The 4,197-nt window shown below is 72.3% G+C and carries 3 protein-coding genes and 2 pseudogenes; 2 read left to right on the top strand and 3 right to left on the bottom strand.

Translation table 11 applies throughout. The features are described 5' to 3' along the window. Both JNW87_RS35565 and pknB read left to right on the top strand, forming a co-directional pair. Positions 1-356: pseudogene (locus JNW87_RS35565) on the top strand (serine/threonine protein kinase); the annotation flags it as partial. Next, a pseudogene (gene pknB, locus JNW87_RS35560) lies at positions 353-2,151 on the top strand (Stk1 family PASTA domain-containing Ser/Thr kinase). The pseudogenes JNW87_RS35565 and pknB, both read left to right, overlap by 4 nt. A gap of 15 nt (positions 2,152-2,166) precedes the next feature. Here pknB and JNW87_RS35555 read toward each other — a convergent pair. From JNW87_RS35555 to JNW87_RS35545, 3 genes are all read right to left on the bottom strand, one after another. Next, positions 2,167-2,817 (bottom strand): aminodeoxychorismate/anthranilate synthase component II, encoded by a 651-nt coding sequence (locus tag JNW87_RS35555; protein WP_238455213.1) that lies wholly within the window; start codon positions 2,815-2,817, stop codon positions 2,167-2,169. A gap of 4 nt (positions 2,818-2,821) precedes the next feature. Further along, positions 2,822-3,097, bottom strand: a complete 276-nt coding sequence (locus tag JNW87_RS35550) for a hypothetical protein (RefSeq protein ID WP_238455212.1) — start codon at positions 3,095-3,097, stop codon at positions 2,822-2,824. A 2-nt stretch (positions 3,098-3,099) separates the two neighbouring features. Further along, positions 3,100-4,197 (bottom strand): class E sortase (locus tag JNW87_RS35545; RefSeq protein WP_238455211.1); only part of this gene is annotated, 1,098 nt, incomplete at its 5' end.

The raw sequence follows: 4,197 nt of genomic DNA, 5'->3' as shown, positions 1-4,197 counted from the left end.
CCGCGTGGGGCGCGCCGGTTCCGCCGCCCCGCCAGCACAATCCCCTGGGGTACGCCCGGCCGCCGGTCGCCCCGGCTCCGCCGCTGCCGGCCCCCCGCCGGTCCCGGACCGGCCTGTGGTGGGCCGCCATCCTGGTGGCCGCGCTGGTCCTGCTCTGCTCCGGCGTGATTTCCTACAACTTCCGGAAGAGCGCGGCGTCCGGTGACACCGGGGCGCTCGCTCCGGTGAGCGTGACCTCCGGCGCGGTGCGGGCCCACGGAGCCGACGATCCGGGCCGGACGTCGTACCGTCGTGGGGTACGGCTCCAGCCCGGTGGCGGCGAGACGACGACGAGCGAAGGACGAGAGACGCGATGACAGCGCAGGCCCGCCTGCTCGGTGGCAGGTACCAGGTCGGCGAGCTGCTCGGCTACGGCGGCATGGCGGAGGTGCACCGCGGTCGCGATCTCCGGCTCGGTCGGGACGTCGCGATCAAGATGCTCCGGGCCGACCTCGCCCGGGACGCCACCTTCCAGATGCGGTTCCGCCGGGAGGCGCAGAACGCCGCCTCGCTGAACCACCCGGCCATCGTCGCCGTGTACGACACCGGCGAGGAGACCGCCCCGACCGGCGAGACGCTGCCGTTCATCGTGATGGAGTTCGTCAACGGACGGACCCTCAAGGAGGTCCTCGGCGTCGAGGGGCGGCTCCAGCCGCGCCGGGCGCTGGAGATCTGCGCGGACATGTGCGCGGCGCTGGAGTTCAGCCACCGGCACGGCATCATCCACCGGGACATCAAGCCGGGCAACGTGATGCTCACCCAGACCGGCCAGGTCAAGGTGATGGACTTCGGCATCGCCCGGGCGCTGGCCAGCGGCGCCACCACGATGACCCAGACCAGCGCGGTCATCGGCACCGCGCAGTACCTCTCGCCGGAGCAGGCGCGCGGCGAGGCCGTCGACGCCCGCTCCGACGTGTACGCCGCCGGCTGCGTGCTGTTCGAACTGCTCTGCGGGCACCCGCCGTTCGTCGGGGACAGCCCGGTCAGCGTCGCGTACCAGCACGTCCGGGAGGCGCCCCCGACGCCGAGCGACATCAACCCCGACGTCAACCCGGCGGTCGACGCGATCGTGCTCAAGGCGCTGTCGAAGAACCCGCTCAACCGCTACCAGAGCGCCGGCGAGATGCGGGCCGACCTGTTGCGGGCGGCGGCCGGCCGGCCGGTGCTGGCCACTCCGGTGCTGCGCGAGGACGAGACCGCCCCGATGGCCCCGGCCGCCGGTGCGGGTTACCAGACCCAGGTGATGGGGCCGCAGACCCGGCAGGTCCCGGCCCGCGTCGGCGACCCGGGCAAGCGCAAGAGCTCCTCCTGGGTGATCGCCACCTTCGCGGCGCTCGGCGTGCTCGCCGTGATCGCCCTGGTCGCGCCCTGCTGCAGAACCAGGGCGGCAACGAAAAGGTGGCCGTGCCGGACCTCAAGGGCAAGGCGGAGGCCGTCGCCCGGGCCCAGATCCAGCAGGCGGGGCTCATTCCGCAGCCCGGTGATCCGATTGCCGGCACGGACTGCACGAAGGGCACGGTGGTCCAACAGGACCCGGCCGCCGGCACGCAGCTGGAACAGAACCGCCAGGTGACCTACCAGCTGTGCGGCGGCCCGCAGCAGGTCGCCATTCCGCCCGTGGTGGGCAACCGGCTCGACAACGTCAAGCAGCAGCTGGCGGCCCTGAACCTCACCGTCGATGAGCAGTACGTCGACAGCGGTGAGGCGAAGGACACGGTCATCGACGTCGAACCCAAGGCGGGTACCAAGGTCCCCGAGGGCAGCACCGTCAAGGTGAAGGTCTCCCGGGGCAACGTAGCCGAGGTGCCGAACGTCGTCGGCTTCCCGAAGGACCAGGCGGTCAGGACGCTGAAGGACGCCGGGTACGAGGTGCGGGTGCTAGACGGCGACGAGGTGGCACCGGATCAGGCAGGGAAGGTCGGCAGGCAGAGCCCCGACGCCAGGAAAGAGCTGGCGAAGGGAAAGCGGGTCACCATCTACGTCGACTTCGCGCCGCCCGAGCCCACCGTTACCCCGACCAGCCCGACCCCCAGCGGCACGCCGACCACGCCGGGTAGCGGTGGAGGCTGGCCGTTGCCCACCACCCGGCCACCCGGAGCGGCCACTCAGTAACGGTGAGCTGGCCGGTCAGGCGGCGGCGAAGGCGGCCCGGCGGCGGGCGTCCACCTCGGCGGCCAGCTCCGGAGCCCGCTCCAGCGCCTCCGGGTAGCCGCAGACGGCCAGCCAGTTCGCCAGCATGAGGTGCCCGCCCTCGGTCAGCACCGACTCGGGGTGGAACTGGACCCCCTCGATCGGCAGGGTCCGGTGCCGCATGGCCATCACCACACCGGACTCCGTCCGGCCGGTGACCTCCAGGTCGTCCGGCAGCGTCTCCGGCAGTACGGCGAGCGAGTGGTACCGGGTCGCGGTGAACGGGTCCGGCAGCCCGGCGAGCACACCGACCCCGGAGTGGCGTACCTCGGAGGTCTTGCCGTGCAGCAGCTCGGGCGCCCGGGTGACGGTCGCGCCGAATGCCGCGCCGATGGCCTGGTGGCCGAGGCAGACGCCGAAGAGGGGCAGCTTGCCGGCGTACTCCCGGATGACGTCCAGGCAGATGCCGGCGCGGTCGGGACTGCCCGGTCCCGGGGAGAGCAGGACGCCCGCCGCGCCCACCCGGCCGACCTCGGCCACGTCGATCTCGTCGTTGCGCCGAACGTCGCAGTCGACGCCGAGCTGGCCGAGGTACTGCACCAGGTTGAAGACGAACGAGTCGTAGTTGTCGATCACCAGGACGCGCATCGGCTCACCTGCTCGGGGTGGGGGGCGGGGCGTTGTTCGTTTCCGTGCTGTACGGCAGTACCTCGTCGGTGGGCGCGTTGCTGGGCACGGTGAGGTCGCCGTTCTGCCCGGTCTCACCGGAGTCCTGGGTGACCTGGACGTCGTCGAAGGGGAGCAGCGGCTCCGCCCACGGGAAGACCACGAACCAGAGCAGCGCCACCGTCGCGGCGGTGAGCAGCAGCGAGCCGATCAGCTTGCCGGCCGTCCCGAACGGGAGCTTGCGCCAGATCCACGCGTACATCGTCAGCCTCCCAGCTCCGCCGGGCGACCTGCCGACTTGGCCTGGGCGTGGTCCAGCCGGGCATGGATGATCAGGCGCTGGTAGTTGTCGAACTTGGGGTTGCAGGTGGTCAGGGTGAGCAGCTTCTCCGTCGGCGTGGCGTCCGGCTTCATCGGCACCGGCGCCACCACCTCGACCTGGTACGGCTTCACGATGTGGCTCTGGTAGACCTTGTAGACGAACCACTCGGTCTTGCCCTCGACCACAATGTCGTCGCCGGTGTTCAGCTCGTCCAGCCGCCAGAAGGTGGCCCGGATGCGGTGCCCCGCCACGGCGAAGTTGCCCACCTCGCCGGGGAGCGCGCTCTTCGGGTAGTGGCCCGGGGCGTACCGGATGTCGTCCGGGGTCACCCCCTCGACCACGACCCAGTGCTTGTCGAACTTGGGGATGTAGAGGCCGGCGAGCGGCTTGCCCTCCGCCGGCGGCGCCGGTTTCTTGGTGGGCCGGGTCGGGCCGACGGTCGGGTCGGGCGCCCATTCCTGGGCCAGCTGGCCGGTCAGGTCGTCCTGGTGGGCGTCGACGATGACCGACTTGCCCCAGATCTCGTAGCCGGCGAAGAGCAGCACCACCAGGCCGAAGGTGATCAGCACCTCGCCGGTCAGCCGGACGCCGGACCGCAGCCGGGACGCGAAGGAGGGCCGGGTCAGCTCGGAGTAGACGCTCTTGTAGCCCTCGCCGGTCTGCTCGGGACGGAGTCGTACGACCCGTTCGCCCCGGCGCGGGCGCGGCGGCTCGGCCGCGGTGTCGGCCTCGCCAGCGGCTGCGTCGCCGGTGTCCGGGACAGGCGGTACGGCACCCATCAGCGCGGTCGAATCCAGGCCCGGGTGGCGGACCGGCCGGCCGGTGACGGCCGGGATCACGGCGGTCGCGGCCGGATCCACGGGACCCCCCACACCAGCCCCCGGCCGGTTCGGGTCGCCGTCGACCATCCCGGAATGGGCGTCGGCGGGCGTTCCGCGACGGGGCGCGCCTCCGGTCCGTCCGGCGCTTCCGCTGCCGGATGTGCCGCCGTCCCGGGGGGCGGCCGGTCGGCTCTCCGGCCGGGCGCCCACGGTGGGGAT

This window comes from Micromonospora sp. ATA51 (assembly GCF_016802855.1).
Classification (GTDB): Bacteria; Actinomycetota; Actinomycetes; order Mycobacteriales; family Micromonosporaceae; genus Micromonospora; species Micromonospora sicca.
The sequence above is the reverse complement of the archived record's forward strand: the minus strand, read 5'-3'. Positions and strand labels throughout refer to the sequence as shown.